The 5687-nt window shown below is 72.6% G+C and carries 1 protein-coding gene; it reads left to right on the top strand.

The genetic code is table 11. From position 1 onward, the window contains the following. Positions 1-5687, top strand: a 5687-nt coding sequence (locus ACIBZJ_RS43150; RefSeq protein ID WP_395939423.1) for an SDR family NAD(P)-dependent oxidoreductase, incomplete at both ends; no start/stop codon positions are given.

Here is a 5687-nt window from a genome sequence, read left to right on the forward strand (position 1 = left end):
GGTTTCGATTCGTTGACCGCGATCGAGTTGCGTAACCGGATCAACGCGGCGACCGGGCTGCGGCTGACCGCGACGCTGATCTTCGACCACCCGACCCCCCAGCGGCTCGCGGCGTTCGTCCGCAGCGAACTGCTCGGTCAGTCCGACGGCACCCTGGTCCCGGCCACGGTCACCACCACGACCGACGACCCGATCGTCATCGTCGGAATGGCCTGCCGTTATCCCGGCGGGGTGTCGTCGCCGGACGACTTGTGGCAGCTGCTGGCCGACGGCGGCGACGGCATCACGCCGTTCCCCACCACCCGGGGCTGGGACCTGGCCGATCTGTACTCGGCGGACCGGGAGCACCGCGGCCACTCCTACGTCAAGGAAGGCGGGTTCCTGCACGAGGCGGGGGAGTTCGATCCCGGGTTCTTCGGCGTCTCGCCCCGTGAAGCGCTCGCGATGGACCCCCAGCAGCGTCTGCTGCTGGAAGTCTCGTGGGAGACGTTCGAGCAGGCCGGCATCGACCCGGCGTCACTGCGCGGCAGCCGGACCGGAGTGTTCGCCGGCGTCATGTACCACGACTACGGGTACAGCGGGCAGTTCCCGGCCGAGACCATGAACTTCCTCGGCACCGGCACCGCGGGCAGCGTCGCGACCGGCCGGGTCGCCTACCTCCTCGGCTTGGAGGGCCCGGCGATCACGGTCGACACCGCCTGCTCGTCGTCGCTGGTCGCGATGCACATGGCCGCACAGGCCCTGCGCAACGGCGAGTGCACGCTGGCGCTGGCCGGTGGCGTCACCGTGATGGCCGGCCCGGCCGCGTTCATCGACTTCAGCGCCCAGGGCGGGCTCGCGGGCAACGGACGGTGCAAGTCCTTCGCCGACGCCGCCGACGGCGTCAACTGGAGTGAGGGCGTCGGTCTGCTGCTGCTGGAGCGCCAGTCGGACGCGGAGCGCAACGGTCACCGCGTGCTGGCGGTGGTGCGTGGTTCGGCGGTGAACCAAGACGGTGCGTCGAACGGGCTGACGGCGCCGAACGGTCCGTCGCAGCAGCGGGTGATCCGGCAGGCGCTGGCCGTGGCCGGGTTGCGGCCGTCCGAGGTGGACGCGGTCGAGGGTCATGGCACCGGGACGACCCTGGGTGACCCGATCGAGGCGCAGGCGCTTCTCGCCACCTACGGTGCGGACCGGGAGACGCCGTTGTGGCTGGGTTCGATCAAGTCGAACCTCGGCCACACCCAGGCCGCCGCCGGGGTGGCGGGTGTGATCAAGATGGTGCTGGCGATGCGTCACGGCACGCTACCGCGCACGTTGCACGTCGACGCTCCGACGTCCCATGTGGACTGGCATGCCGGTGCGGTGGAGCTGTTGACGTCGGCGCAGGCCTGGGACCCGGAGGGGCATCCGCGCCGGGCGGGGGTGTCGTCGTTCGGGATTTCGGGCACGAACGCGCACGTCATCCTGGAAGAGGGACCCGCGTCGCCGGCCCCGGCCTCCCCGGAAGCCCCCGGTGTCGTGCCGGTGCTGCTCTCGGCCCGGTCCGAGGCGGCTCTCGCCGGGCAGGCCGCCCGGCTGGCGGCCGTGGCCGGTGACCTGCCGCTGGCCGACCTGGCGTTCTCGGCAGCGACCACCCGGTCGGCGTTCGAACACCGCGCGGTGATGGTGGCCACGTCGCCGGACGAATTGGTGGCCGGCCTGGAGGCCGTGGCCGATGGGCGGCCCGGACCCCGGACGGTCGTCGGTGAGGCGTTGGGTGCCCCCTCGGTGGCGATGGTGTTCACCGGCGGTGGCTCGCAGTACCTGGGGATGGGCCTGAGCCTCGCCGACCGGTATCCGGTGTTCGGTGCGGCCCTCGACGAGGTGCTCGACGAGTTCGGCCTGGACCGGTCCGCGCTGACCGACCCGTCGCTGCACCAGCTCGGGTGGACCCTGCGGCTGCTGTTCGCGGTCGAGGTCGCGCTGGTCCGGCTGCTGGAGTCCTTCGGCATCCGGCCCGCGGCGGTCGGCGGGCACTCGATCGGTGAGCTCACCGCCGCCTACGTCGCCGGGGTGTGGTCGCTGGCGGATGCCTGCACGCTGGTGGGGACGCGGGCGCGGCTGATGCAGGCGTTGCCCGAGGGCGGAGCGATGGTCGCGGTGAACGCCGCCGAAGCCGACATCCTGCCGCTGCTGGCAGGCCGGGAGCACGAGGTGGCGATCGCCGCGATCAACGCGGCCGACTCGGTGGTGCTCTCCGGCGTCGAGTCCGCGGTGGAGGACGTGGTGGCGGCGCTGGGAGTCCGGTCGCGGCACCTGACGATCTCGCACGCCTCGCACTCCCCGCTGATGGAGCCGATGCTGGAGGAGTTCCGTGCGGTCGCGACCACGCTGACCTACTCCGAACCCCGGATCCCCGTCGTCCTCGCCGACGGATCCGCGACCGACGCGGAGTATTGGGTGCAGCAGGTGCGTCGTCCGGTGCGCTTCAGCGAGATCGCCGGTCGGCTGGCCGGCTCGGTGGTGGTCGAGATCGGTCCCGACGCGGTCCTCTCCGCCCTGGTCGAGGACGGCATCCCCACGATGCGCTCCGGCCGGGACGAGCCCGCGACCCTGCTCGAGGCCGTCGCCGGGCTGTACGTGCGCGGTGCGAGCGTCGACTGGAGCCCGGTGCTGCCACCGGCCCCTCGGGTCGATCTGCCGACGTACGCGTTCCAGCACGAGCACTACTGGCCGAGCGGGACGCGGTCCGGCGGCGATGCCCGCGGGCTGGGGCTGCACACGGCCAAGCACCCGGTGCTCGGCGCCGCGATCGGCCTGGCGGGCGCCGGGGGAACGGTGCTGACCGGACGGCTCTCGCTGGCCGCGCAGCCGTGGCTGGCCGATCACCGGGTCGGCGGCGAGATCTTCTTCCCCGGCACCGCCTTCCTGGAGCTGGCCGTCCGCGCCGGTGACGAGGTGGGCTGCGAGGTGGTCCGCGAGCTCACGCTCACGGCGCCGCTGGTGCTGGACGAGCGGTCCGCGATGGCGTTGCAGGTCTCGGTAGGAGTGGTGGACGAGCAGGACAGCCGGGAGATCGGCATCTACGCGCGTCCGTCCGAATCCGTGGACGACGACGCCTGGACCCTGCACGCGACCGGTGTGCTGACCGCGGAAAGCGGTCAGGTGGCACCTGCCTCGGGGGAAGCCTGGCCGCCGCCCGGCGCCGACGCCCTCCCGGTGGACGGTGTCTACGACCAGCTCGCCGCGGACGGCCTGGTCTACGGCCCGGTCTTCCAGGGCCTGCGGGCCGCGTGGCGCGACCCCGAGGGCACGGTCTACGCGGACGTGTCCCTGCCCGACCAGGGGACCTCGACGTTCGGTATTCATCCCGCGCTGCTCGACGCGGCGTTGCACGCGATCGCGTTCGCCGCCCTCGAGCCGACCGACGCGGGGCGCCTGCCGTTCTCGTGGCAGGACGTCGCTCTGCACGCCGGCGGCGCGACGTCGCTGCGGGTGCGGCTGACCACGACCGGTCCGGACGCGGTGGCTCTCACGGCGTGGGACCCGGCCGGTGCGGCCGTCCTCACCGCCGGTGCGCTGACGCTGCGTCCGATCCCGACGGGCCGGTTCACGCCCGCGCGCACCCCCGACAGTTTGTACGGGGTGAACTGGACCAGGCTGCCGGATCCGGACGTCGTGGACGCGGTGCCGGACGTCGTGGAGATCTCCTCGTCGGTCAGCGAGCTGGACGACGTACCCCCGGTGATCTCCGCACGGATCCGTCCGGGCACCGTTTCCGCCGAAACCGCGCGGGTGCTGGCCCTGCTCCAGGAATTCCTGACCGACGAGCGATGCGCCGGGGCGCGGCTCGTGCTGGTCAGCGCGGGGGCGGTCGGCATCGAGCCGGCCGAGGCCGTGGACGTCGCCGGTGCCGCGGTGTGGGGCCTCGTCCGTGCCGCGCAGGGCGAGAATCCGGGCCGGATCCTGCTGGTGGACGCCGACCGGCCGGACGCGCTCGCGGAGTACCTCCCGGCGCTCGGTGCGCTCGGCGAGCCGCAGGTGGCGATCCGGGACGGCGGCTTCTACGTGCCGCGGCTGGTGGCGCTGGGCTCCGGCGGGCTGTTGCCCCCCGACGTGCCGGCCTGGCGGCTCGGCAGCCGGAACAAGGGCAGTATCGAGGCGCTGGAGCTCCTGCCGTGCCCGGAGGTGCTGGAGCCGCTCACCCCGCACCAGGTCCGGATCGGGGTGCGGGCGGCCGGCGTGAACTTCCGCGACGTGCTCGACGGCTTGGGAGCGTTGGGCTGGTACCAGGATCTCGTCGGGGCGATGGGCGGCGAAGCCGCCGGGGTCGTGCTGGAGGTCGGAGCCGACGTCACGCGGGTCCGCCCGGGTGACCGGGTGACCGGGCTGACCGACGGCGGATTCGGCCCGATCGCGGTGTCGAGCGAGTCGATGCTGCTGCCGGTTCCGGACGACTGGAGTTTCGAGCAGGCGGCGACCGTGCCGGTGGCGTTCCTGACCGCCTCCTACGGGCTGAACCGGCTGGCCGGGTTGGCGGCCGGGGAGAAGGTGCTGATCCACGCCGGTGCGGGTGGTGTGGGAATGGCGGCGATCGCCCTGGCCCAGCAGGTGGGTGCGGAGGTGTTCGCGACCGCGAGTGAGCCCAAGTGGCCCGTGCTGCGGGGCCTCGGTTTGGACGACGATCACATCGCGTCGTCCCGGAACGTGGACTTCGCCGAGGCGTTCCCGCCGGTGGATGTGGTGCTCAACAGTCTGACCGGCGAGTTCGTGGATGCGTCGGTGGGGTTGTTGCGTCCGGGGGGCCGGTTCGTGGAGATCGGGAAGCTCGACATCCGGGAGGCGGAGTCGCTGCCGGGGATCGAGTACCACTGGTTCGATCTGTTGGACGCCGGACCGGACGTCCTTCGGGAGATGCTCGACGAGCTGTTCGTCACCGGGGCCCTCCGGCCGCTGCCGGTCACGACGTACGACGTGCGGCGGGCCCGGGACGCGTTCCGGTTGATGAGCCAGGCCAAGCACACCGGCAAGATCGTGCTGACCGTGCCGCAGCCGTTGGGCGGCACCGTGCTGATCACCGGCGGCACCGGAGGGCTCGGCCGCGAACTGGCCCGCCACCTGGTGGATCGCGGAATTCGGCGGCTGGTGCTGACCAGCCGCCGGGGCCCGGACGCACCCGGTGCGGCGGACCTGACCGAGCTCGACGCCGACGTCACGATCGTCGCGTGTGACGCCGCCGATCGGCAGCAACTGGCCGCCGTGCTGGCCCAGCACCCGGTGGACGCGGTCGTGCACGCGGCCGCGGTACTCGACGACTCCCCGATCGAGGCGCTGACGCCCGGCCGTCTCGACATCGCGCTCCGGCCGAAGATCGAGGCGGCGCAGCACCTGCACGAACTGGTCGGTGACAAGCCGATCGTCGTGTTCTCGTCGCTGTCGGGCCTGGTCGGCACTCCCGGCCAGGGCAACTACGCCGCGGCGAACGCCGCGCTGGACGCGTTGATGCACGAGCGTCGCCGCCTCGGGCTCCCCGGTCTCTCGCTGACCTGGGGCCTCTGGGCCCAGGGAACGGAGTCCACCGAAGGGCTGGACGACGCCTTCGTCCGCCGGATGACCGCGTCGGGTCTTCCGCCGATCGAGACCGCGGCCGGGTTGCGGTTGTTCGACGCGGCGATCGCCAGTGACGAGTCGCTGGTCGCGCCGGTCGTGGTGAATCTGCCGTCCGG

Source organism: Cryptosporangium sp. NPDC051539 (assembly GCF_044454545.1).
In the GTDB taxonomy this organism is placed as follows: domain Bacteria; phylum Actinomycetota; class Actinomycetes; order Mycobacteriales; family Cryptosporangiaceae; genus Cryptosporangium.